This window comes from Pseudomonas sp. FA-1 (assembly GCF_056856075.1).
In genome coordinates this window covers 98,193-122,018 of the sequence record NZ_JBWXTH010000011.1, presented here as the reverse complement: position 1 = coordinate 122,018, position 23,826 = coordinate 98,193, and the positions used below count along the sequence as shown (strand labels likewise).

The 23,826-nt window shown below is 64.7% G+C and carries 23 protein-coding genes; 15 read left to right on the top strand and 8 right to left on the bottom strand.

Features of this window, described 5'->3' with window-relative positions:
* Nucleotide 1: 1 nt before the first annotated feature.
* A complete protein-coding gene (locus AC1MHZ_RS19550) occupies nucleotides 2-805 on the bottom strand; it encodes a DUF6515 family protein (RefSeq protein ID WP_084855526.1) in 804 nt (267 codons plus the stop codon).
* Between the two features lie 387 nt (nucleotides 806-1,192).
* On the opposite strand from AC1MHZ_RS19550, the gene AC1MHZ_RS19545 reads away from it, so the two are divergent.
* Both AC1MHZ_RS19545 and AC1MHZ_RS19540 read left to right on the top strand, forming a co-directional pair.
* Complete coding sequence (locus tag AC1MHZ_RS19545) at nucleotides 1,193-1,669, top strand: Lrp/AsnC family transcriptional regulator (RefSeq protein WP_011535815.1); 477 nt, start codon at nucleotides 1,193-1,195, stop codon at nucleotides 1,667-1,669.
* A 45-nt stretch (nucleotides 1,670-1,714) separates the two neighbouring features.
* Nucleotides 1,715-1,918: a DUF2788 domain-containing protein gene (locus tag AC1MHZ_RS19540; RefSeq protein WP_013974331.1), complete on the top strand. Its 204-nt coding sequence runs from the start codon at nucleotides 1,715-1,717 to the stop codon at nucleotides 1,916-1,918.
* A 108-nt stretch (nucleotides 1,919-2,026) separates the two neighbouring features.
* Here the strand turns inward: AC1MHZ_RS19540 and AC1MHZ_RS19535 are convergent, their stop codons facing one another.
* The 4 genes from AC1MHZ_RS19535 to AC1MHZ_RS19520 form a co-directional block, all read right to left on the bottom strand.
* Nucleotides 2,027-2,656, bottom strand: a complete 630-nt coding sequence (locus tag AC1MHZ_RS19535; protein ID WP_084855527.1) for a pseudouridine synthase — start codon at nucleotides 2,654-2,656, stop codon at nucleotides 2,027-2,029.
* Between the two features lie 6 nt (nucleotides 2,657-2,662).
* Complete coding sequence (amn, locus tag AC1MHZ_RS19530) at nucleotides 2,663-4,150, bottom strand: AMP nucleosidase (protein WP_172402964.1); 1,488 nt, start codon at nucleotides 4,148-4,150, stop codon at nucleotides 2,663-2,665.
* Nucleotides 4,151-4,220: 70 nt separating this feature from the next.
* On the bottom strand, nucleotides 4,221-5,873 hold the full coding sequence (locus tag AC1MHZ_RS19525; protein WP_482966802.1) for an acyl-CoA dehydrogenase family protein: 1,653 nt from the start codon (nucleotides 5,871-5,873) through the stop codon (nucleotides 4,221-4,223).
* A 104-nt stretch (nucleotides 5,874-5,977) separates the two neighbouring features.
* The gene (locus AC1MHZ_RS19520) at nucleotides 5,978-7,957 is read right to left on the bottom strand and encodes a sensor histidine kinase (protein WP_324817530.1); all 1,980 of its coding nucleotides are present in this window, start codon (nucleotides 7,955-7,957) and stop codon (nucleotides 5,978-5,980) included.
* Between the two features lie 265 nt (nucleotides 7,958-8,222).
* Here AC1MHZ_RS19520 and AC1MHZ_RS19515 point away from each other — a divergent pair, with 265 nt between their 5' ends.
* The 4 genes from AC1MHZ_RS19515 (at nucleotide 8,223) to AC1MHZ_RS19500 (ending at nucleotide 11,764) form a co-directional block, all read left to right on the top strand.
* Nucleotides 8,223-9,020 (top strand): hydroxymethylpyrimidine/phosphomethylpyrimidine kinase, encoded by a 798-nt coding sequence (locus AC1MHZ_RS19515; RefSeq protein WP_084855531.1) that lies wholly within the window; start codon nucleotides 8,223-8,225, stop codon nucleotides 9,018-9,020.
* Nucleotides 9,021-9,036: 16 nt separating this feature from the next.
* Nucleotides 9,037-9,660, top strand: a complete 624-nt coding sequence (thiE, locus tag AC1MHZ_RS19510) for a thiamine phosphate synthase (RefSeq protein WP_324817534.1) — start codon at nucleotides 9,037-9,039, stop codon at nucleotides 9,658-9,660.
* Between the two features lie 15 nt (nucleotides 9,661-9,675).
* On the top strand, nucleotides 9,676-10,959 hold the full coding sequence (gene hemL, locus AC1MHZ_RS19505) for a glutamate-1-semialdehyde 2,1-aminomutase (RefSeq protein ID WP_368830152.1): 1,284 nt from the start codon (nucleotides 9,676-9,678) through the stop codon (nucleotides 10,957-10,959).
* A gap of 253 nt (nucleotides 10,960-11,212) precedes the next feature.
* Nucleotides 11,213-11,764: a tetratricopeptide repeat protein gene (locus AC1MHZ_RS19500; RefSeq protein ID WP_084855534.1), complete on the top strand. Its 552-nt coding sequence runs from the start codon at nucleotides 11,213-11,215 to the stop codon at nucleotides 11,762-11,764.
* Nucleotides 11,765-11,772: 8 nt separating this feature from the next.
* Here the strand turns inward: AC1MHZ_RS19500 and AC1MHZ_RS19495 are convergent, their stop codons facing one another.
* Nucleotides 11,773-12,099 (bottom strand): DUF1820 family protein, encoded by a 327-nt coding sequence (locus AC1MHZ_RS19495; RefSeq protein ID WP_084855572.1) that lies wholly within the window; start codon nucleotides 12,097-12,099, stop codon nucleotides 11,773-11,775.
* A 125-nt stretch (nucleotides 12,100-12,224) separates the two neighbouring features.
* On the opposite strand from AC1MHZ_RS19495, the gene miaB reads away from it, so the two are divergent.
* The 5 genes from miaB to lnt all read left to right on the top strand — a co-directional run bounded on the left by miaB (nucleotide 12,225) and on the right by lnt (nucleotide 17,590).
* Entirely contained in the window at nucleotides 12,225-13,553 is a 1,329-nt protein-coding gene (miaB, locus tag AC1MHZ_RS19490) for a tRNA (N6-isopentenyl adenosine(37)-C2)-methylthiotransferase MiaB (RefSeq protein WP_084855535.1), read from the top strand.
* A gap of 189 nt (nucleotides 13,554-13,742) precedes the next feature.
* The gene (locus AC1MHZ_RS19485) at nucleotides 13,743-14,741 is read left to right on the top strand and encodes a PhoH family protein (RefSeq protein ID WP_084855536.1); all 999 of its coding nucleotides are present in this window, start codon (nucleotides 13,743-13,745) and stop codon (nucleotides 14,739-14,741) included.
* Nucleotides 14,734-15,219 (top strand): rRNA maturation RNase YbeY, encoded by a 486-nt coding sequence (gene ybeY, locus AC1MHZ_RS19480; RefSeq protein ID WP_084855537.1) that lies wholly within the window; start codon nucleotides 14,734-14,736, stop codon nucleotides 15,217-15,219. The genes AC1MHZ_RS19485 and ybeY overlap by 8 nt, the downstream gene beginning before the upstream one ends.
* Before the next feature lie 5 nt (nucleotides 15,220-15,224).
* On the top strand, nucleotides 15,225-16,064 hold the full coding sequence (locus tag AC1MHZ_RS19475; protein WP_084855538.1) for an HlyC/CorC family transporter: 840 nt from the start codon (nucleotides 15,225-15,227) through the stop codon (nucleotides 16,062-16,064).
* Between the two features lie 8 nt (nucleotides 16,065-16,072).
* The gene (gene lnt / locus AC1MHZ_RS19470) at nucleotides 16,073-17,590 is read left to right on the top strand and encodes an apolipoprotein N-acyltransferase (RefSeq protein ID WP_084855539.1); all 1,518 of its coding nucleotides are present in this window, start codon (nucleotides 16,073-16,075) and stop codon (nucleotides 17,588-17,590) included.
* A 127-nt stretch (nucleotides 17,591-17,717) separates the two neighbouring features.
* Here the strand turns inward: lnt and AC1MHZ_RS19465 are convergent, their stop codons facing one another.
* Both AC1MHZ_RS19465 and AC1MHZ_RS19460 read right to left on the bottom strand, forming a co-directional pair.
* Nucleotides 17,718-18,479 carry a YdcF family protein gene (locus AC1MHZ_RS19465; RefSeq protein WP_482966801.1) on the bottom strand — a complete coding sequence of 254 codons (762 nt, stop codon included), beginning with the start codon at nucleotides 18,477-18,479 and terminating at the stop codon, nucleotides 17,718-17,720.
* Nucleotides 18,480-18,611: 132 nt separating this feature from the next.
* Nucleotides 18,612-18,923: a hypothetical protein gene (locus tag AC1MHZ_RS19460; protein ID WP_084855541.1), complete on the bottom strand. Its 312-nt coding sequence runs from the start codon at nucleotides 18,921-18,923 to the stop codon at nucleotides 18,612-18,614.
* Nucleotides 18,924-19,153: 230 nt separating this feature from the next.
* Here AC1MHZ_RS19460 and leuS point away from each other — a divergent pair, with 230 nt between their 5' ends.
* The 4 genes from leuS to arfA all read left to right on the top strand — a co-directional run bounded on the left by leuS (nucleotide 19,154) and on the right by arfA (nucleotide 23,779).
* Entirely contained in the window at nucleotides 19,154-21,760 is a 2,607-nt protein-coding gene (gene leuS, locus AC1MHZ_RS19455; protein WP_482966800.1) for a leucine--tRNA ligase, read from the top strand.
* A 61-nt stretch (nucleotides 21,761-21,821) separates the two neighbouring features.
* Nucleotides 21,822-22,427: an LPS-assembly lipoprotein LptE gene (locus AC1MHZ_RS19450; RefSeq protein ID WP_084855543.1), complete on the top strand. Its 606-nt coding sequence runs from the start codon at nucleotides 21,822-21,824 to the stop codon at nucleotides 22,425-22,427.
* 39 nt (nucleotides 22,428-22,466) lie between these two features.
* A complete protein-coding gene (holA, locus tag AC1MHZ_RS19445; protein WP_084855544.1) occupies nucleotides 22,467-23,504 on the top strand; it encodes a DNA polymerase III subunit delta in 1,038 nt (345 codons plus the stop codon).
* 110 nt (nucleotides 23,505-23,614) lie between these two features.
* Complete coding sequence (gene arfA, locus AC1MHZ_RS19440; protein ID WP_084855545.1) at nucleotides 23,615-23,779, top strand: alternative ribosome rescue factor ArfA; 165 nt, start codon at nucleotides 23,615-23,617, stop codon at nucleotides 23,777-23,779.
* Nucleotides 23,780-23,826: the final 47 nt, after the last annotated feature.

Genomic DNA, 23,826 nt, shown 5'->3' with positions numbered 1-23,826 from the left:
GTCAGTTCACGCTGTAGCCCCGGTCGCTCAGGCATGCCCCCAAGGCCCGGTGATAGGCATCCGCCACATGCACCGGCGGGGCAGAAGATGCCGATGCCGGGTCGAACCCCGATTGCTGCACGGCCCAGCGATGGCACTGGTAACGGTCTTGGTCCTGTTGTGCGGGTGTCTGCCCGGACAATGGGTGGGCGACCACATCGTAGCCGGTGCCCAATGCCGGCCCCGGTGGCGGCAGGATGTTGGGTGGGTTGACCACTACGTAGCCCTGGTCGCCGCCCAGGTATTGGTAATAGCTGTCGGCCACCAGGAAGAACAGCGAATCCCCGACCCAGACCTCCCGTGCATAGCTGGGCAGGTAACCCACCCGCACACCGTAGGGTGGCGTCACCACGATATAGCCGCCACCGTTGGGCCTGTACCAATACCCGCCGGAATAGAAATAATCCTGCCCCTGGTAGGGCACCTTCCAGTAGCGGTCTGCGAATCGGTCGACCCTGTGCCCCGGCCGGTACTGCGGCCCCGGCCCCCAGCCATCACCATGGCCATCAGGGCGTCCGGCCCAGTCGCCGCCTGGGCGCTGCCCGTGCCCGCCCGCGTCCCAGTGCCCACCACGCCGAGGAATATCCTGGTAGTAGCCCTGGCGAGGTGGCTGGGTCTGGCGCACTTCGTCCCGCGAATTCAGTGGCGAAGTGCCCATGGCGCCGCCATTGGGGTCCTGCGGGCCGGGCTCTTGGGCCAACGTGCCCAGGCTGATACCCAACCCCAGCAAACCAATACCGGCCAATTGCCGAATGCGCGACGTCATGATGCCCTCTCGAAAACCGCTGGATCTGCCAGCAGTCTACCGTGCCCGCAGGCTGGCGGATGAAAATCCAGACATGAAAAAAGGGAGGCCATCGGCCTCCCTTTGGGAATTGTCGTCCGTGCTCGGCGCTTGTGACACCGGCTCACCTCACGCCGTCTTCTGGACGGTGTGTAGCCCGGGGGCCTGGCGGATCCTGTTGGATGGCTGGCCGCGACGGCCTTCCTGAGGCCGGCGCCGTGGACTGTTGTCCGGGCAGTGATTCTGTTGATAAAGATACGGATTCGACGCAGCAGAGGATTGCGAAGATTGCTCTGATAAATAGCACTTGCGCAATTTTTAACCTCGGATCGATAATTCGCAGCAATCCATACAGAAAAGGCCTTATCCATGAGCAAGCTTGACCGCTACGACCTGAGCATCCTCGCCGAATTGCAGCGTGACGCCCGCATTTCCAACCAGGAACTGGCCGAACGCATCGGCCTGTCCCCCTCCCCTTGCTCGCGGCGGGTCAAGCAGTTGGAAGACGACGGCTACATCTCGCGCCAGGTGGCCTTGCTGGACCGCAAGAAGCTCGGCCTGAGCCTGACCGCCTATGTGCTGATCGGCATGGATCGCCATACCCCCGAACGCTTCGAGACCTTCGAGGCGGCCATCCGCAGCCTGCCCCAAGTACTCGAATGCAGCCTGGTCACCGGGATGGACGCTGACTACCAGCTCAAGGTCGTGGTGCCGGACATGGACCACTACCAGAAACTGCTGCTCGGCAGCCTGACCCGCATCGAGGGCGTCACCAGCGTGCGCTCGAGCTTCGTGCTCAACCAAGTGCTGGCCAGTACCGAGCTGCCGCTGACCCACCTTCGCTGATCACTCGGCGTATACTCGAACGCTCAGCCTGCCTGGAGAATATTGATGGATCCCGCCGTATTCGAAGAATGGATGATGATCATCCTCGTCACCGTGTTGATCGGTTTCATGGGCTTCATCGTCTGGGACCTGGCGAAGAAATCCAAGGCAGGCCGCTTCGGCACGCTGATCCTGTTCTTCGTGCTGGGCCTGGGCGTGCTCGCGTTCATCATCAAGAGCGTGGTGGTGGGGTTTCTCGAAGGGGTGTAGCGCCTCAGACCCTATCGCCGGCAAGCCGGCTCCCACAGGTATGACGGTGTCTCTGAAAACGGCACAGAGCAGGTAGGGGCCGGCTTGCCGGCGATGGGGCCCTACCCCTCAAAGCCTGGGTGGCACTTCCCGCCAGCACCCTTGCTCCAGCCCATCCAACGCCCAGTCGCCAATGCGCACCCGCACCAGGCGCAAGGTCGGCAACCCCACTGCTGCCGTCATGCGCCGTACCTGGCGATTGCGCCCCTCGCGTATCACCAGCTCCAGCCAATGGGTCGGCACGCTCTTGCGAAAGCGCACCGGCGGATTGCGCGGCCACAGGGCAGGCTCGTCGAGCAAGCGCGCCTCGGCTGGCAATGTCGGCCCGTCATTGAGCTCCACGCCCTCGCGCAAACGCTGCAACTGCGCCTCGCTCGGCTCACCCTCCACTTGCACCCAATAGGTCTTGGGCAGTTTGTGCTTGGGGTCGGCGATGCGCGCTTGCAACCGGCCATCGTTGGTCAGCAGCAACAACCCTTCGCTGTCGCGATCCAGACGGCCGGCCGGGTAGATGCCAGGGATATCGATGTAGTCCTTGAGCGTCGCACGCCCCTCGCCATCGCTGAACTGGGTCAGCACGTCGAACGGCTTGTTGAACAGGATCAGGCGGGGCTCGGCCGGCGGCGCCTTGGGCTGGCGACGCGGGCCGGCTGGCCGCGCCGAAGGGCGGCGCGGCTTGGAACGGGGAGGCAGGGGCATGGATCCTCAGCGGAACGGCGGCTCATCGAAGCTGCGTAGTTTACGCGAGTGCAACGAGTTGAGCTCGGTGCGCAGCAGGTCGAGGGCGGCGATGCCGATCTTCAGGTGCTGGCTGACCGCGCGGTTGTAGAACGCATTGGCCGAGCCCGGCAGCTTGATCTCGCTGTGCAGCGGTTTGTCCGATACACACAGCAAGGTGCCGTACGGTACCCGCAGGCGATAGCCCTGGGCGGCGATGGTGCCGCTTTCCATGTCCACCGCCACGGCACGCGACAGGTTGATCAGCGGACGCTCCTGGGCCCAGCGCAGCTCCCAGTTACGGTCGTCGTAGGTCAACACGGTGCCGGTGCGCAGGCGCTTCTTGAGCTGCTCGCCACGCTCGCCGGTCACCTGCGCCGCCGCCTCCTGCAGGGCCAGCTGCACTTCGGCCAGGGCCGGGATCGGGATGTTCGGTGGCACTACCCGGTCGAGGATGCCATCGCGACGCATGTAGGCATGGGCCAGCACATAGTCGCCGATGGTCTGCGACTGGCGCAGGCCGCCACAGTGGCCGATCATCAGCCAGCAGTGCGGTCGTAGAACGGCCAGGTGGTCGGTGATGTTCTTGGCGTTGGACGGGCCCACACCGATGTTGACCAGGGTGATGCCGTCGCCATCATCGGCGATCAGGTGGTAGGCCGGCATCTGGTAGCGGTGCCAGACCACGCCGGCCACCAAGGCCTGGGCGACGCCTTCGTCCATGCCTTTTTCGATGATCACGTTGCCGGGCAGGACCATGCGCACGAAGCGCGGGTCCTGCTGCAGCTGCTCCAGGCCGTGGGCGATGAACTGATCGACATAGCGGTGGTAGTTGGTCAGCAGGATCCATGGCTGTACGTGATGCCAGTCGCTACCGGTGTAGTGCACCAGGCGCCGCAGCGAGAAATCCACTCGGGCGGCATCGAACAGGGCCAGGGGCAGCGTTTCGGCGTTGCCCCAGTCGTACAGGCCATCGGCAATGTTGTCGGTGGCCGCCGACAGGTCGGTACTGGGGAACACACGGGCCAGCTCTGCGGCGGTGATACCGCTGCCGGCCAGCTCGTCGCCCTGGTCGACCACATAGGGGTACGGGATGTTCTGCTCGCTGACGCCGACCTCCAATGTCACGGTGTAGTCATGCATCAGGGGTCGCAACTGTTCGAGCAGGTAACCACGAAATGCCGCTGGCTGGGTGATGGTGACGCTGTAGGTGCCGGCCACCTGCACCTTGGCGTACGCCCGGGTGGTCGCGGCGACTTCGCCATGGCTGTAGTAGGTCAAGCGCAGGGCCGGGTAGCGGAACAGCGCGCGCTGGTCGTCATCCGGCTCGGTGCGGTCCTTGAGGTAGCGCTTGAGGGCCTGGCTGAGGGCGCCGGTGGCCTGCTCATGCAGGGCCGCCAGACGATCGACGGCCTGTTCGGGGGTATCAACGACTACAAACGCTTGGCTCACGCTGGGCTTCCTGTCTTCTGGCATGCATGGCGTTTATCTTGCCTGCCTTCCATGGCAATTACACCCCCGGCCGCCTATTACGGCCCTATCGCATTCAGCCTTGCCAGGCGGGCGTCGCCCGGGCCACCAGTGCCGTAACGTCAATGCCTCGGGGCAAGGCGCCATATACGCGCCCTCCCGCCCCCAGGCGGCTGTCGATGAAGGCATCGCTGACCGTCGCATTCCCAGCCTCCAGCAACAGCTTGGCCTGCAGCGCCACGGCGATGTCCTCGGTCAACTGCCGGGCGCGGTACTGGATGTCGCTGGTGTCGCTGAACGCCCCCTTGAGGTTGCCGATATGCGCCGCCAGGCGCGGGTCGCCGTGGCCATCGCCGAGCTCGGCGAACAGCGCATCGATTACGCCTGGCTCCTTGGACAGCGCACGCAGCACATCCAGGCATTGCACGTTACCCGACCCTTCCCAGGTGGAGTTCACCGGCGCCTCGCGGTACAGCCGCGGCAGGATGCTGTCCTCCACATAACCCGCGCCGCCCATGCACTCGGCAGCCTCGTTGATCATGGCCGGCGCACGCTTGCAGATCCAGTATTTGCCCACGGCGGTGACCAGGCGGGCGAAATGCGCCTGCTGCGGATCGTCCAGTTGGTCCAGGGCCTGGCCCATGCGCAGGCTCAGGGCCAACGCCGCCTCGCTTTCCAGGGCCAGGTCGGCCAGCACGTTCTGCATCAAGGGCTGTTCGTTCAGCACCCGGCCGCCGACCTTGCGATGGGCACAGTGATGCGCCGCCTGGGTCAGGGCCTGGCGCATCAGGGCGCTGGAGCCGACCATGCAATCGAAACGGGTCATGGCCACCATCTCGATGATGGTCGGCACGCCTCGCCCCTCCTCACCGACCATCCACGCCAGGGCGCCACGGAACTCCACTTCGCTGGACGCGTTCGAGCAGTTGCCAAGTTTGTTCTTCAGCCGCTGGATATAGAACTGGTTGCGGCTGTCGTCCGGGCGGTGGCGCGGCAGCAGGAAACAACTCAACCCCTTGTCGGTCTGGGCCAGGGTGAGAAACGCGTCGCACATCGGCGCCGAGCAGAACCACTTGTGACCGACCAGCTCGTAGGCCTGGCCAGGCCCTGGGGTACCGACCGGGTAAGCCCGGGTGGTATTGGCGCGCACATCGGTGCCCCCCTGCTTCTCGGTCATGGCCATGCCGAGGGTCACGCCAGCCTTGTGCCGGTCACCAATGTTGCGCGGGTCGTATTCACGTGCAAGCACCTTGGGCAACCAGTACTCGGCCAACTCCGGTTGCAGACGCAGGGCTGGCACCGCGGCGAAGGTCATGGTCAACGGGCAGCCGGTGCCGGCCTCCGCCTGGCTGTGCAGGTAGGTCATCGACGCCCGTGCCACGTGGGCGCCCGGGCGGGGCTCGGCCCAGGGCAAGGATGGCAGGCCATGTTCGACTGCCGTACGCATCAGCTCGTGATACGCCGGATGGAATTCCACCAGATCGATGCGATGGCCATAACGGTCATGGCTGCTGAATTCGGGCTTGTGGGCGTTGGCCAGGAACCCCGCCGCCATCAGGGGACCACCGGCCAGGGCACCATAGGCATCGATCCGCGACTCGGCCCAGCCGGCCCCAAAGTACCGGGACCATTCCTGCAGCGGCAGATCGAGGCGGTACAGGTTGGCGCCATCGAGCGACGGCGGCTGGTTGGTGACTTCGTGGGTTTCAGCGAACTGGTGCAGGTTCATCGGGGGCTCCCTGGATCCGGTCATGCCTGAAAGCCCCAGTGAAGCACTCCTTCCCCGCGAGTCAAAGTGGCAAAAACGCCTGACTCGACGCCCGGAGGGACACCCTAACCGCCTGCCGCCTGGTTGGAAGGCCTTTGCGCCTGGGCCACGGCCAGGTTCAGCGTCAGTTCGAAGCGGCTACCCAGGCCCCGGCTCGACTCATGCACCAGGCGAGCGCCGATCAGCTCGCCCAGTTGTCGACAGATCGACAAACCGATGCCCAGGCCACCATAACGACGGGTCATGGAACCATCGACCTGGAAGAAGCGCTGGTAGAGGATGGCTTGGTCCAGGTCATCGAAGCCGATGCCGCTGTCAATCACCATGAAGCTCAACGCCAGGCTGTCCGGTGCCAGCCAACGGCCTCGCACCTGGATCATCACGCCGCCCTGGTGGGTGAACTTCAGGCCGTTGTCCACCAGGCAGGCAAGGCAACGCTGCAGCTTGGCCGCATCCCCTACCAGGTCGTCGGGCAGGTCGGCCGGGATGTCCAGGCTCAGGTACAGCCCCTTGCCCAATGCTCGCCCGGCAAAACCGGCACGCAACTCCTGAAGCTGCCGGCGCAGGCTGAACGGTGCAGCCTGGGCGCGCAGGCGGCCGGCCTGCAACTCGGTGAGCACGAGGATATCGTCGACCATGGCCATCATGTCCTGCGCGGACCCGGTGGCCGTGCGGTGGTACTGGGCATGCTCGGCGCCCATGGGCAGGGTGTGCATCAGTTCCAACGAGCCGATCACACCGTTCATCGGTGTGCGCAGCTCGTGGGTTACGGTGGCGAGGAATTCATCCTTCAGCTGATTGCTGCGGGCCAGCTGCTGGTTCAGCTGCTCCAGGGCACGCCCCGTTTCGCGCAAGGCCTGGGCCTGCTGTTCACGCAGGCTGTTGATGCGATCGGCCAGGGCCAGCGACAGCAGCGCCACCTCCAGCGCCGAACCCAGTTGGCTGGCATACATGGTCAGGAACATGTTCGGCAGGTAGCCCAGCACCATCAGGGTGTTGACCAACCCACCCACAAGAAAGGCCGTCCAGGCGATGATGAACCAGCGCGCGACCCGCACCCCTCGCCACCAGGCGTACAGCCCGGCGGCAAAGATGCTCACGGTGAACAGCAGTGCCAGCAACGTGGCCATGCGCAGGGCAATGCCATAAGGGGTGGTCACCGCCAGCGCCATGACCAATGCACCACCTGCCATCAGCGCCAGCAGCAGCCAGTCCAGGCCACGGCTGAGCCGCCCAAGCTGCAGGAAATGCCGCGCGAACTGGCAACCGAACAACCCTGCGGCCCCGATGAACAAGGGGGTGGCAGCATTGGCCCACCAGGGGCTGTCCGGCCAGAAATAGGCCACACCCGCGCCATTGACCGACACCTGGTACAGCCCGAACGAGGCGATATAGCAGATGTAGTACAGGTAGCTGACGTCACGCACGCCCAGGTAGATGAACAGGTTGTACACCAGCATCACCAGCAGCACGCCGTAGATCATGCCCAACACATAAAGGCGCGTAGGCTGGTCTTCCAGGTAGGCCTCGAGTGACCACAACGCGACCGGTGCCTGCACCGAGCCCTGGCTCTGCAGACGCAGGTAGGCCGTGATCGCCTGGCCTGGTCGCAGCGGGAGTTCGAATAGGTAGTTGTTCTGCCGGATCTGCCGGCTGGCATAGGGCCAGGCATCGCCGGTTCGCCGCACCAGACGATAGCCGCCCTGGTCATCGGGCAGGTAGAGGTCCAGGTGGTCCAGCGGAGGGTACGCCAATTCCAGCAGCCATTGGCGGGGCGTGGCGGACTCAGGGCTGGTGTTGCGCAGATCGATCTTCAGCCAGAACACGGAGGTGGAATAACCGGCATTGAGCACCGCCTCATGATGCTGGCGGAAACGGTGGGCGAAGGCCGGCGAGCTGACCTGGACGATGCTGGCGCTGCCATCACGGTCCTCGAAAACCTGCATGGCCTTGCCCAAGGGAAGATGGCGGGTGGAATTGTCGAAATCGACCGCTCCGGCGAACAGGGGCACGCAGCCCAGCAGCATTATCAGCAAATAGCGCATACAGCCCCAGCATGGCGTGTCCGGTCGCGTCGTGGTGGCCTCCCTTCCCTTTGAGACGACGGTTTCCGGCAGCGCCCGTTTATCGAGTTATCCGAGCACTCTAGCATAGCCTTCCGCGCACTCCACCAGCCACTTCACGATATGAAGAAAAGGCTCTATCTCAATACTTTCAGACAATAACCACGATATTTTCTGACCATTTGATCAACAAAAGCCCCGCGCAGGGCGCTTCGCCCCAACAGGTTTGGTGGTAAGCTCGCCGACCATGAATACCTACAGCTCCCGCCCCGTTGTCCTCTGTCTCTCCGGCCACGACCCCAGTGGCGGTGCCGGCCTGCAGGCAGATATCGAAGCCCTGATCGCCCAGGGCTGTCACGCCGCACCTGCCGTGACCGCCCTGACCGTGCAGGATACCGTCAACGTCTCCGACTTCCGTGTGCTCGACCGCGAGTGGGTCCTGGCCCAGGCCAATGCCGTGCTGGCCGACTCCACGGTGGCAGCGGTCAAGCTCGGTATGCTCGGCTCGATCGAAATGGTCGATACCGTTGCCGAACTGCTCGCCGCCCACCCGCACCTGCCGCTGGTCTGCGACCCGGTCCTGCGGGCCGGCGGCGGTGGTCGACTGGGCAAGGACGAAGTCGGCTACGCGCTGCGTGAGCGCCTGCTGCCGCTGGCCCTGATCGCCACGCCGAACCTGCCTGAAGCCCGCATCCTCGCCGAGCTGCCCGAAGGCACCGCGGACGAATGCGCCGAGAAACTTTTGCCGTTCTGTAGACATCTGCTGATTACCGGTGGTCACGGCGACGAAGCGCAAATCCACAACCGGCTCTATAGCCGCGACGGCCAGCAGCACACCTGGACCTGCGAGCGCCTGCCAGGCAGCTACCATGGCTCGGGCTGCACGCTGGCCAGCGCCCTGGCCGGTCGCCTGGCCCTTGGCGAACAGCTGGAAAGTGCCGTGCGCAGCGCGCTGGACTACACCTGGCGCACCCTGCGCGATGCCGAGCAGCTGGGCAAGGGGCAGTTCGTCCCACGCCGGCTGCCCTTGGATTTCTGCTCCTGATCCACGAGGTCTTGCGATGAAGTTACGCGGTCTGTACGCGATCACCGACAGCCAGCTGCTCGCCGGTCGCTTCCTGTCCCATGTCGAGGCGGCCTTAGACGGCGGCGTGTGCCTGCTGCAGTACCGCGACAAGAGCGATGACGCAGCCCGCCGCCTGCGCGAAGCCGAAGCGTTGGCGAAGCTCTGCGAGCGCTACGGTACCCAGTTGGTCATCAATGACGACGCCGAGCTGGCCGCACGTCTGGGCGTCGGCGTACACCTGGGCCAGACCGATGGCCCCCTGACCCCGGCCCGCGCCCTGCTCGGCCGTGACGCCATCATCGGCTCCACCTGCCACGCCCAGCTCGAACTGGCCGAGCAGGCCGCCGCCGAAGGCGCCAGCTACGTGGCCTTCGGCCGATTCTTCAACTCCGTGACCAAACCCGGTGCACCGGCCGCCGACCTCGCCCTGCTGGGCCAAGCCCGCGCCCGCGTGCAACTGCCGATCGCCGTGATCGGCGGCATCACCCTCGACAACGCCGCCCCGCTGGTCGCCCAAGGCGCCGACCTGCTGGCGGTGATCCATGGCCTGTTCGGTGCCGACAGCGCGCAGGAAGTCACCCGCCGCGCCCGCGCCTTCAACGCCTTGTTCGCTTCCTGATTCGAGAGAAATCCCATGTCCCGTTCCGAATCCCTGTTCGCCCAAGCCCAGAAGCACATCCCCGGCGGCGTGAACTCGCCCGTGCGTGCCTTCCGCAGCGTCGGCGGCACCCCGCTGTTCTTCAAGCATGCCGAAGGCGCCTATGTCATCGATGAAGACGACAAACGCTACGTCGACTACGTCGGCTCCTGGGGCCCGATGATCCTCGGCCATAGCCACCCGGACGTCCTTGCGTCGGTGCGCAAGCAGCTGGAGCACGGGCTGTCCTACGGCGCCCCGACCGCCATGGAAACCGAGATGGCCGACCTGGTCTGCTCGATCGTGCCGTCCATGGAAATGGTGCGCATGGTCAGCTCCGGTACCGAGGCGACCATGAGCGCCATCCGCCTGGCCCGTGGCTATACCGGCCGCGATGCGATCATCAAGTTCGAAGGCTGCTACCACGGCCACTCCGACAGCCTGCTGGTCAAGGCCGGTTCCGGCCTGCTGACCCAGGGCGTGCCGAGCTCCGCCGGCGTGCCGGCGGACTTCGCCAAGCACACCCTGACCCTGCCGTTCAACGACATCGCGGCGGTGGAGAAAACCCTGTCGGAGGTCGGCCAGACGGTAGCCTGCATCATCGTCGAGCCGGTGGCCGGCAACATGAACTGCGTACCGCCGGCGCCAGGCTTCCTCGAGGGCCTGCGCGAACAATGCGACAAGCACGGCGTGGTGCTGATCTTCGATGAAGTGATGACCGGTTTCCGCGTGTCCCTCGGTGGCGCCCAGGGCCATTACGGCATCAAGCCGGACCTGTCGACCTTCGGCAAGATCGTCGGTGGCGGCATGCCGGTCGGCTGCTTCGGCGGCAAGCGCGAGATCATGGAGTGCATCGCCCCGCTTGGCCCGGTCTACCAGGCCGGTACCCTGTCGGGTAACCCGCTGGCCATGGCCGCGGGCCTGACCACGCTCAAGCTGATCAGCCGCCCGGGCTTCCACGATGAAGTGACCGCCTACACCAGCCGCATGCTCGACGGCCTGCAGCAGCGCGCCGATGCCGCTGGCGTTCCGTTCGTCACCACCCAGGCGGGCGCCATGTTCGGCCTGTATTTCAGCGGCGCCGACGACATCGTCACCTTCGACGACGTGATGGCCAGCGATGTCGAACGCTTCAAGCGCTTCTTCCATCTGATGCTCGAGGGCGGCGTGTACCTGGCGCCGAGCGCGTTCGAGGCCGGCTTCACCTCCATCGCCCATGGCGATGCCGAGCTGAAGATCACCCTGGATGCAGCCGAGCGCGCCTTCGCAGCCCTGAAATAAGGGTTGTCTGCACGGCCCCCTTCGCGGGCAACCACGCTCCCACAAGCCCATCATCAACGCTGTGGGAGCGGGTTCACCCGCGAAGGGGCCGGTTCACGCCGGCTTTGTGACGCCTGTCACACCCCCAACCTCTGGATGACCCAGCTTCACCTATACAGAAAATCGAGTAAAACTTTGTAAGGTAGGCGCTGCTTATCCCATAATGTGCCACCAGAGACATTGGCCGCAGCTTTGCAGAGGTAAGTCGATCCCCATGAACCGCACCGGCCGAGCCCTTACCCTGGGCTGCCTGCTGCTTCTTCAGCCCCTGCTGGCCCTGGCGGAGGGCGGCAACTCGTTGCTCATTCCAGCGACGGGACGCTGCACCCTCAATACCCAGCCAGAGGACCTGGAGAATGCCCTGAAGGCGTGCGAGCGGACGGCAGAATCGGGGGATGCCCAGGCACAGTACGAACTGGGCGAGTTCTACTACAGTGGCAACCAGGCCCCCAAGGACCTGAAAAAAGCCGTCAACTGGTTCGAGAAGGCCTCGCTGCAAGGCCAAGCCCAGGCCCAATACCGCCTGGGTGCCATGTTCTTCCATGGCGAAGGGGTCCCGGCCAACAATGTGCAGGCCTATATCCTGCTGAAGATGGCCGCGGTCAATGGCGATGAAGACGCCCTGGACATGGCCGACGAAGTCACCGAGCAGATGCCCCGCGACGAACTCGAGCATGCCACCCAGGTGCTTGGCCAGATCTTCCGCAAATACCTGTTGGAATTGCAGAACGCCGAAGGGCGTACGCCGTTCTCTCCCCTGCCCTAACAGGCCGCCTATTTCTCCGGCATCGGCATCGGGAACGGCATCACGTTGCCGCCCCCCTTGGCCTCGCTGATCTTCGCGGTACCCAGGCGCTCCACCTCGTCGATACGCACGATCGAATGCATCGGCACGAAGCTGCGTACCACGCCTTCGAACTGCGCCTTGAGCTTTTCTTCGCTGGGGTCGACCACCACCTGGGAGCGCTCGCCGAAGACGAATTCCTCGATCTCCAGGAACCCCCACAGGTCGCTCTGGTAGATCTGCTTGGCGTACATCTCGAAAACCTGGCCCTGGTTCAGGAAGATCACTTTGTAGATAGCGGGTTCGCGTTTGCTCATGATCGAAAGAAACGACACAAAGATAGGAAAAGGCCGGCATCATAGCAGACCGCCTGGCCTGTTAAGCACCCGCCCCGGTCTCTATAATGTGCGGCCCTTTCAGCACCCGCAGCAGATGATTCGCCATGGCCAAGAAGCTCTACATTGAAACCCACGGTTGCCAGATGAACGAGTACGACAGCTCGCGCATGGTCGACCTGCTGGGCGAATACCAGGCCCTGGAAGTGACCGAGCACCCCGATGATGCCGATGTCATCCTGCTCAACACCTGCTCGATCCGCGAAAAGGCCCAGGACCAGGTGTACTCCAAGCTCGGCCGCTGGCGCGCCCTGAAGGACCGCAACCCGGACATGGTCATCGCCGTCGGCGGCTGCGTCGCCAGCCAGGAAGGCGAGGCGCTGCGCAAGCGGGCGCCTTATGTCGACGTGGTGTTCGGCCCGCAGACCCTGCACCGCCTGCCCGAGATGATCGACGCCGCCCGCAGCACCCGCCTGCCGCAGGTCGACGTGTCGTTCCCGGAAATCGAGAAGTTCGATCACCTCCCCGAGCCCCGCATCGACGGGCCGACCGCGTTCGTCTCGGTCATGGAAGGCTGCAGCAAGTACTGCACTTTCTGCGTGGTGCCCTACACCCGCGGCACCGAAGTCAGCCGGCCGTTCGACGACGTGCTGGCCGAGGTGATCCACCTGGCCGAGAACGGCGTGCGCGAGATCACCTTGCTCGGCCAGAACGTCAACGGCTACCGCGGCCTGACCCACGACGGGCGCCTGGCCGACCTGGCCGAGCTGATCCGCGTCGTGGCCGCGGTGGACGGCATCGAGCGGATCCGCTACACCACCTCGCACCCGCTGGAGTTCTCCGACAGCCTGATCCAGGCCCATGCCGAGGTCCCGCAGTTGGTCAAGCACCTGCACTTGCCGGTGCAGGCCGGCTCCGACCGGGTGCTGGCGGCCATGAAGCGCAACCACACGATCCTCGAATACAAGTCCAAGCTGCGCAAGCTCAAGGCCGCGGTACCGGACATCTGCATCAGTTCGGACTTCATCGTCGGCTTCCCCGGCGAGACCGAAAAGGACTTCGAGCAGACCATGAAGCTGGTGGCGGAGGTCGGCTTCGACTTCTCCTTCTCGTTCGTCTACAGCGCCCGCCCAGGCACCCCGGCGGCGGAGCTGGCGGACGACACGCCCGAAGACGTGAAGAAGCAGCGCCTGCAACGGCTGCAGCACCGCATCGACCAGCAGGGGTTCGAGATCAGCCGACGCATGGTCGGCAGCATCCAGCGCATCCTGGTCACCGACTTCTCCAAGCGCGACCCGGGCAAGCTGCAGGGGCGCACCGAGAATAATCGAATCGTCAACTTCCATTGCGACAATCCTGCACTGATCGGCCAGTTGGTGGATGTACGGATCGAAGAGGCCAAGCCGCATTCGTTGGTCGGCTCGTTGGTTCAATGATGATCGGTGGCTGGCCTTTTCGCGGGTGAACCCGCTCCCACCGAATGGCGGTGAACCTCGTGGGAGCGGGTTTACCCGCGAATGCGCCACCAGATACCTGTCCCTTGATCGTTTCAGTGCTTTCACCACCGCCCTTCAAGGGTTATTCTTGAGTTCACATCCATTGCCGTCGAGCGGCTAAAAACGACCTTGAACGCACCCATACAACCCCATCGCTTCATCCTCGAGCCCTTCGAGGCCCACCGCTTCGCCAACCTGTGCGGCCAGTTCGACGAGCACCTGCGCCTGATCGAACAGCGCCTGGCCATCGAAATCCGCAACCGTGGCAATCAGTTCGAACTGATCGGCGAGCCCAAGACCACCTCGGCTGCCGAACAGCTGCTGCGCCGCCTCTATCGCGAAGCCAAGGCCTCCGAGCTGTCACCGGAAACCGTCCACCTGTACCTGCAGGAGTCGACCGTCGAGACCCTCGACAACCCGGCCGTCAATGAAGTCAGCGTCTCGCTGCGTACGCGCAAGGGCAACATCCGCCCGCGCGGTGTCAACCAGCAGCGCTACGTGAAGGAAATCCTGGCCAACGACATCAACTTCGGCATCGGCCCCGCCGGTACCGGCAAGACGTACCTGGCCGTGGCCTGCGCCGTGGATGCCCTGGAGCGCGAACAAGTGCGCCGCATCCTGCTGGTGCGCCCGGCCGTCGAGGCGGGCGAGAAGCTCGGCTTCCTGCCTGGCGACCTGGCGCAGAAGATCGACCCGTACCTGCGTCCGCTGTACGACGCCCTCTACGAGATGCTCGGCTTCGAACATGTGGCCAAGCTGATCGAACGCCAAGTGATCGAAATCGCTCCGCTGGCCTACATGCGTGGCCGCACCCTGAACAACAGCTTCATCATCCTCGACGAAAGCCAGAACACCACTCTCGAGCAGATGAAGATGTTCCTCACCCGCATCGGCTTCGGCTCGACTGCGGTGATCACCGGCGATATCACCCAGGTCGACCTGCCACGTGGCACCAAGTCGGGCCTGGCCCATGTGATCGAGGTGCTCAAGGACGTGCCGGGCATCAGCTTCACCCACTTCCAGCCCAAGGACGTGGTTCGCCACCCCTTGGTGCAACGCATCGTCGAAGCCTACGACCGCTTCGACGCCCGCCAGGCCAAGCCCGAGGCACCCGCCCAAGATGCTTGAACTCGACCTGCAACGGGCCACGGATGCCGCTGCCCCTGATGACGCCGCCTTCCGCCGCTGGTGCGAGCTGGCCCTGCGCCAGCGCAGTGCCGACTCGGAAATGACCATTCGCCTGGTCGATGAGGCCGAAGGCCGCGAGCTCAACAACACCTACCGGCACAAGGACTACGCGACCAACGTGCTGTCGTTCCCGGCCGATGTCCCCGACGAGCTGCTCGACATCCCGCTGCTGGGTGACCTGGTCATCTGCGTGCCGGTGGTCGAGCGCGAAGCCGCCGAACAGGGCAAGGCCCTCGAGGCGCACTGGGCGCACCTGGTCATCCATGGCTGCCTGCACCTGCTCGGCTACGATCACATCGAAGATGACGAAGCCGAGGAAATGGAAGCCCTGGAACGAACCTTGCTGGCGGAACTGGGTCATCCCGACCCGTACGCCGATGACGAAATCACTCCTCCCGCGACAAAGGATCACGAGTAACCGCCATGAGCGAAGACCGATCGAGCAATGGGCAGAAGTCCTGGCTGGGTAAACTGACCCAGGCTTTTGCCCATGAGCCGAAAAACCGCCAGGAGCTCCTCGAGCTGCTGCGCGAAGCCCATCAGAACAAGCTGCTCGACAGCGAAGCGCTGACCATCGTCGAAGGCGCCATCCAGGTCGCCGACCTGCAGGTGCGCGACATCATGGTGCCGCGCTCGCAGATGATCAGCATCAAGGCCAGCCAGTCGCCACGCGAATTCCTGCCGGCGGTGATCGACGCCGCGCACTCGCGCTACCCGGTGATCGGCGAGAGCCATGATGATGTGCTCGGGATCCTCCTGGCCAAGGACCTGCTGCCGTTGATCCTCAAGGAGAACGGTGACAGCTTCAACATCAAGGACCTGCTGCGCCCCGCCACCTTCGTGCCGGAGTCCAAGCGCTTGAACGTGCTGCTGCGCGAGTTCCGCGCCAACCACAACCACATGGCCGTGGTCATCGACGAATATGGCGGCGTAGCCGGCCTGGTGACCATCGAGGACGTGCTGGAGCAGATCGTCGGCGACATCGAGGACGAACACGACGTCGAGGAAGACAGCTACATCAAGCCGCTGCCCAGCGGTGACTTCCTGATCAAGGCCCTGACACCTATCGAGAACTTCAACGAGTTCTTCGACTGCGAGTTCTCCGACGACGAATTCGACACCGTCGGCGGCCTGGTGATGAGTGCTTTCGGCCACCTGCCCAAGCGCAACGAGACCACCGAGATCGGCACCTACAAGTTCCGTATTCTCAACGCCGACAGCCGGCGGATACACTTGCTGCGCCTGACCCCGATCACCCGTTAAGGACAAACATGCGTTGGATCACCCGCCCCGGCTGGCCCGGTAACCTGCTGGCCCTGGCGGCTGGCGCATCGACCCTCCTGGCCCTGGCGCCGTTCGACATCTGGCCGCTGGCGCTGCTGTCCATCGCCCTGCTCTACCTCGGCCTGCGTGAGCTCAGCCCACGCCAGGCCATGTGGCGTGGCTGGTGGTTCGGCTTCGGCCTGTACGGCGCCGGCACCTGGTGGATCTATGTCAGTATGAACACCTACGGCGGCGCCTCGCCGCTGCTGGCGGTGGGGCTGCTGCTGGCGTTCTTCGCTGCCCTGGCCTGGTTCTTCGCCCTGCCCACCTGGCTGTGGGCGCGCTGGCTGCGGCGCAACGAGGCGCCGCTGGCCGACGCCCTGTGCTTCGCGGCCCTGTGGCTGCTGCAAGAAGCCTTCCGCGGCTGGTTCCTGACCGGTTTTCCCTGGTTGTACGCCGGCTACAGCCAGCTCGACGGCCCACTCGCAGGCCTGGCACCACTTGGGGGCGTATGGCTGGTTTCCTTTGTTCTGGCATTGAGCGCGGCGCTGCTGTGCAACCTGCCCCGCTTGCGCGCACGCCCCTCGTTCCTGGCAGCGGGCGTGGTACTGCTGGTGGCGCCCTGGGGCGTCGGCCTGGCCCTCAAAAACCACGCCTGGACCATACCCTCCGGCGACCCACTGAAGGTCGCCGCCTTGCAGGGTAACGTCGAGCAGGACCTGAAATGGGACCCGGCGCACATCGACGCACAACTGACGCTGTACCGCGACATGAGTTTCACCTCCAAGCCCGTGGACCTCCTGGTGTGGCCGGAAACCGCCGTGCCGGTGCTCAAAGACCAGGCCCAGGGCTACATCGATGTGATGGGGCGTTTTGCCGCCGACCGCCATTCGGCGCTGATCACCGGCGTACCGGTGCGTGAAGTGGTGCATCATCAGCGCCGCTATTACAACGGCATCACCGTAACCGGCGAAGGCGACGGCACCTACCTCAAGCAGAAGCTGGTGCCGTTCGGCGAGTACGTACCGCTGCAGGACATGCTCCGTGGGCTGATCGAATTCTTCAACCTACCCATGTCGGACTTCGCCCGCGGCCCGTCGGACCAGCCGCTGTTGCAGGCCAAGGGCTACCAGGTTGCGCCGTTCATCTGCTACGAGGTGGTGTACCCCGAGTTCGCCGCAGGCCTGGCAGCGCGTAGCGACCTGTTGCTGACCATCAGCAACGATACCTGGTTCGGCACCTCGATCGGCCCTCTGCAACACCTGCAGATGGCCCAGATGCGTGCCCTGGAAGCAGGCCGCTGGATGATCCGCGCCACCAACAACGGCGTGACTGCGCTGATCGACCCGTTCGGCAGGATCACCGCGCAGATTCCGCAATTCCAGCAGGCGGTCCTCTATGGGGAAGTGGTGCCGATGCAACAGCTGACCCCCTACCTGCAATGGCGCTCGTGGCCGCTGGCGATCGTCTGCGCCCTGTTGCTGGGCTGGTCGCTGCTGGCAAGCCGGATCGCCAAGACAGTCTAAGTTTTCCTGCCCCGGCCTCATCGCGGGACAAGCCCGCTCCCACAGGATCTCCACAGCCCTTGAGGTTTGTGCGTACCTGTAGGAGCGGGCTCGTCCCGCGATGAGGCCGGTCCAGCAGCAGAAAGCATCAATAGAACAACCGATACCCCACCAACCCCACCGCCTCGTTGAGTAACTGCCCACTGCGCCAAACCGCCCGGCTATCGGGCAGCAAGCCGGCGAACGGCTGGGCATGGTCGCCACCGAGGAACCCCACCGGCGCCGTCACCACCTCGAACCCCGCCCGCTCGAAGCTCCACCGCGCACGCGGCATGTGCCAGGCCTGGGTCACCAGCACCACCCGACGGACGCCCTGGGGCTGCAGCAGCCGCGCACTGAACTGGGCATTCTCCCAGGTGGTGCGGCTGGCCTCCTCCTTCCAACGCACGGCAACGCCGAAGTCCGCCTGCAATCGGTCAGCCATCAATTGCGCCTCGCTCGGCGGCGTCCCGTAGTGCAGCCCGCCACTGATCGCCAGCGGCACCCCCGAGGCCTTGGCCAGCTGCGCGGCATAGCGCATGCGCTCCAGGGCCGTGCCGGTCGGTTGGTCCTGGCCGCCCCAGGCCGGGTCGCCACGCTCACGGCCGGCGCCCAGCACGACGATGGCATCGGCACGCTCGGCCAGGGCCGGCCATTGCGCCGGCAGCAGCGGCGCTTCGGTTTCCAGTTGCCGGGCAGCCTGCTCCACCACCAGGGGCAGGCTCATCAGCCACAGGCCGCCCAGGCCCAGGGCGAAGCAGGCCGCCGCCAGGCGCGGGCGTCGCGTGCGCAGCCACCAGGCGGCCAGCAGCAGCAGGAACAGCATGCCAGGCGGCAGCAACCATTGTTTGATGAAGTAGCGAAGCAGCATGCACAGACCTCCCATGAAGGCGTGCAGCCTAAGAGGATCGACGCCGGGCAACAAGTGTGTGTCCGACGCCGATCATGAGCAGTTGTAAGAAAGAACCGGCGCACGACGGTCTGCGCCTGGAACCCAGAACGGCTAGCGGGGCAGCGTCCGGGATCTTGCCGTGATGGCAGGGCGTTTCTTGTCCTTGAGCCAGACGATCTTCGCCGAAGTCGGCTCCGGTGGCGGGTAGGCCCCGGTACTGGCAAAGCGACCTTCCGGGAGGGTTTCCAGGTAGGCCTTGATCACTTCGAACTCGGCATGGCTCAGGCCACGCAGTTCCAGTTCGGCTGGCATCTCGTCGCGTAATCGTACGGAGGTCCTGGCCACTTCCAGAGCCAGGCCCAGGCGGTCGATCAAGCGTTCGTATAGCTCCGGTTTGATTGCGGGTAGCTGCGACTCTCCCATCCGTTCACCTCATTGAAGATAAGAATATCTCCCCCACAGATGAGCTTAGCGTCACTGCAAAAAGCAGCCGGATGCCGCGACCAACGGCCCGTGGGCCGCATTCAGGGTTTCCCACGATACGCGACGCTCATGTATGCTACGGCGTTCACTCTACCGACACCGGAGTGCCGGACGCAGCGAGGTTCCGCTGCGGAAAACAGGGTCCCTACCTCTCTCAGCACAAAGTAGCCATGCACGAACAATACACGCCCCGTGAAATAGAAGCCGCCGCCCAGACCTTCTGGGACGAGCAACAATCGTTCGCTGTCACCGAACAGCCAGGCAAGGACACCTACTACTGCCTGTCGATGTTCCCGTACCCGAGCGGCAAGCTACACATGGGTCACGTGCGCAACTACACCATCGGCGATGTGATCGCCCGCTACCAGCGCATGCAGGGCAAGAACGTGCTCCAGCCGATGGGTTGGGACGCCTTCGGCATGCCGGCGGAAAACGCCGCGATGAAGAACAACGTCGCCCCGGCCAAGTGGACGTACGAGAACATCGACTACATGAAGTCCCAGCTCAAGAGCCTGGGCCTGGCGATCGACTGGTCCCGTGAAGTCACCACCTGCAAGCCGGACTACTACCGCTGGGAGCAGTGGCTGTTCACCCGCCTGTTCGAGAAGGGTGTCATCTACCGCAAGAACGGCACCGTCAACTGGGACCCGGTCGACCAGACCGTCCTGGCCAACGAACAGGTCATCGACGGCCGTGGCTGGCGTTCGGGCGCGCTGATCGAGAAGCGCGAAATCCCGATGTACTACTTCCGCATCACCGACTACGCCGACGAGCTGCTGGAAAGCCTCGACGAGCTGCCGGGCTGGCCTGAGCAGGTCAAGACCATGCAGCGCAACTGGATCGGCAAGTCGCGCGGCATGGAAGTGCAGTTCCCCTACGACCAGGCGAGCATCGGCCACGAAGGCGCCCTGAAGGTCTTCACCACCCGCCCGGACACCCTGATGGGTGCCACCTACGTCGCCGTCGCCGCCGAGCACCCGCTGGCCACCCAGGCTGCCCAGGGCAACCCGGCGCTGCAGGCGTTCATCGACGAATGCAAGAGCGGCAGCGTCGCCGAGGCCGACATGGCCACCCAGGAGAAGAAGGGCATGCCCACTTCCCTGTTCGTCCAGCACCCACTGACCGGCGAAAAGCTGCCGGTCTGGGTCGCCAACTACGTGTTGATGCACTATGGTGATGGCGCCGTGATGGCAGTCCCGGCCCATGACGAGCGCGACTTCGAGTTCGCCCACAAGTACAACCTGCCGGTCAAGGCAGTGGTACGCACCAGCGCGGGCGACGAGGTCGGCAGCGAATGGCAGGCCGCCTACGGCGAGCATGGCCAACTGATCAACTCCGGCGAATTCGACGGCCTGGACTTCCAGGGCGCGTTCGACGCCATCGAAGCCGCACTGATCCGCAAGGAACTCGGCAAGTCGCGCACCCAGTTCCGCCTGCGCGACTGGGGCATCAGCCGCCAGCGCTACTGGGGCTGCCCGATCCCGATCATCCACTGCCCGTCCTGCGGCGACGTGCCGGTGCCGGAAGACCAACTGCCGGTCAAATTGCCCGAGGATGTGGTGCCGGACGGCGCCGGCTCGCCCCTGGCGCGCATGCCCGAATTCTACGAATGCACCTGCCCGAAATGCGGCGCTGCGGCCAAGCGTGAAACCGACACCATGGACACCTTCGTCGAGTCGTCCTGGTACTTCGCCCGCTATGCTTCGCCAAACTACGAAGGTGGCATGGTCGACCCGAAGGCGGCCAACCACTGGCTGCCGGTGGACCAGTACATCGGCGGTATCGAGCACGCCATCCTGCACCTGCTGTACGCGCGCTTCTTCCACAAGCTGATGCGCGACGAAGGCCTGGTCACCTCCAACGAGCCGTTCAAAAACCTGCTCACCCAGGGCATGGTCGTCGCCGAGACCTACTACCGCACCGCCAGCAACGGCGGCAAGGACTGGTTCAACCCAGCCGACGTCGAGGTCGAGCGTGACGCCAAGGCCAAGATCATCGGCGCCCGCCTGAAGTCCGACGGCCTGCCGGTGGAAATCGGTGGCACCGAAAAGATGTCCAAGTCCAAGAACAACGGCGTCGACCCGCAGGCCATGATCGACGCCTACGGCGCCGACACCTGCCGCCTGTTCATGATGTTCGCCTCGCCGCCCGACATGAGCCTGGAATGGTCCGACTCCGGCGTCGAGGGTGCCAGCCGCTTCCTGCGCCGTGTCTGGCGCCTGGCCCAGGCCCATGTTGCCCAGGGCCTGCCGGGCAAGCTGGATGTCGCTTCGCTGGACGACGCGCAGAAGACCATTCGCCGCGCCATCCATGCCGCGATCAAGCAAGCCAGCACCGACGTGGGCCAGTTCCACAAGTTCAACACCGCCATCGCCCAGGTGATGACCGTGATGAACGTGCTGGAAAAAGCCCCGCAAGCCACCGAACAGGACCGTGCCCTGCTGCAGGAAGGCCTGGAGGCCGTCACCCTGCTGCTGGCCCCGATCACCCCGCACATCAGCCATGCGCTGTGGAAGCACCTGGGCCACGACCAGGCGGTGATCGATGCCACCTGGCCGAGCGTCGACGAAAGCGCCCTGGTACAGGACAGCATCACCCTGGTGGTCCAGGTCAACGGCAAGCTGCGCGGCCAGGTTGAAATGCCCGCCGGCGCCAGCCGTGAAGAGATCGAAGCCGCCGCTCGCAGCAACGAAAACGTCCTGCGCTTCATCGATGGCCTGACCATCCGCAAGGTCATCGTCGTGCCGGGCAAGCTGGTCAACATCGTCGCCAACTGATGGCAACGCCCACCCGCACACGGCGCGGGTGGGCGGAACAGGCCCACAAGGGAGCTACAACATGATCAAACGCAATCTGCTGGTAATGGGCCTGGCCGTCGTGCTCAGTGCCTGTGGTTTCCAGCTGCGCGGCACCGGCACCACCGAGCTGACCATCAAGGAAATGGACCTGCGCGCGCGCAACGCCTACGGCGAGACCGTGACCGAGCTGCGCGAGACCCTGGACCGCAACGGCGTCAACGTCCACGCCGGCGCGCCCTATCGCCTGGTGCTGACCGACGAGAAGCAGACCCAGCGCGCAGCCACCTACAGCGGCGGCAACCGCTCGGTCGAGTACGAACTCACCACCGTGCTCAGCTACAGCATGCTGGGGCTGAACGACATTCCGCTGCTCAGCGACAAGGTCGAGGTCCGCAAGATCTACGTGCATGACGGTGACAACATCACAGGCTCCGACCAGGAAGCCACCCAGGCCCGGGAAGAAATGCGCCGCGATCTGGTCCAGGCCATGATGGTGCGCCTGCAGATGCTGACCCCGTCCCACCTGGACGAACTGCAACGTGAAGCCGAAGCCCGCGCCAAGGCCGAAGCCGACGCCCTGGAAGCGGCCCGTCGCCAGCAGGACGAAACGCCGCAGCAGTCCCCGATGGAAGTACCGGCCAACTAAGACGAGGCCGAGGGGCACCTCTGGGTGCCCCCATACCCCATGAAGCTCGCCCCCGCCCAACTCAACAAACACCTGCAAGGTGCCCTGGCCCCGGTCTACGTGGTCAGCGGCGATGACCCACTGCTGTGCCAGGAAGCGGCCGACGCCATTCGCACCGCCGCGCGCCAGCAAGGCTTCGACGAACGCCAGGTGTTCAGTGCCGACGCCAACTTCGACTGGGGCACCCTGCTCCAGGCCGGTGCCAGCCTGTCATTGTTCGCCCAACGCCGCCTGCTGGAGCTGCGCCTGCCATCCGGCAAGCCGGGCGACAAAGGCGCCGCCGCGCTCATGGAGTATTGCGCCAACCCCGCCGAGGACACCTTGCTGCTGATCAGCCTGCCCAAGCTCGACGGCAGTGCGCAGAAGACCAAGTGGGGCAAGGCGCTGATTGAAGGCCAACACTGCCAGTTCATCCAGATCTGGCCGGTGGACGCCCAGCAACTGCCGCAGTGGATCAACCAGCGCCTGGCCCAGGCCGGGCTGTCCGCACAGCGCGATGCGGTCGACCTGATCGCTGCGCGGGTCGAGGGCAACCTGCTGGCCGCCGCCCAGGAGATCGAGAAGCTCAAGCTGCTGGCCGAAAGCAACCAGATCACGGTCGAAACCGTCCAGGCGGCCGTCGCCGACAGCGCACGCTTCGATGTCTTCGGCCTGGTCGATGCAATCCTCAATGGTGAGGCCGGCCACGCCCTGCGCATGCTCGAAGGCCTGCGTGGCGAGGGGGTCGAGCCACCGGTGATCCTCTGGGCCCTGGCCCGGGAGCTGCGCCTGCTGGCAGGGCTCGCCCAACAGTTCAGCCAGGGCGTGCCGCTGGACAAAGCCTTCAGCCAGGCACGCCCGCCGGTGTGGGACAAGCGCCGACCCTTGGTCAGCAAGGCTCTGCAGCGGCTCTCGGCGCAGCGCTGGGCTCAGTTGCTGCAGGATGCGCAGCGCATCGATGCGCAGATCAAGGGTCAAGCCGAAGGTTCGCCCTGGACCAGCCTGGCGCGCCTGTCGCTGCTGATGGCGGGCCAGCGTCTGGCCTTGCCACCAGAATAAGCCCGTTCCACAGGGTGCACGCGGCGCTTTCCATAAACACAATCAATTGGCCCCACCCCCACCCCAGCCTTACAGTGCGCCCCGACATCCACCCAACCGGGGTAATCGCCATGAGCAAGAAGCCGAAAAAGCACGGCCCGAACAAGGCCAAGTCCATCGTCGCCCAACCACTGTTCCGCTGCCGCCAGGAACGACCGAGCAAGGGCAAAGGCAGCTACCGCCGCGAAGCCTTCCAATCGAGAGATTGGGAGGCTTCTTGCTTTTTGGCCGCATGAAGGCAGGAAGGGCCCAGTCATGATATGGTCGGCACCTGAACCGCAAT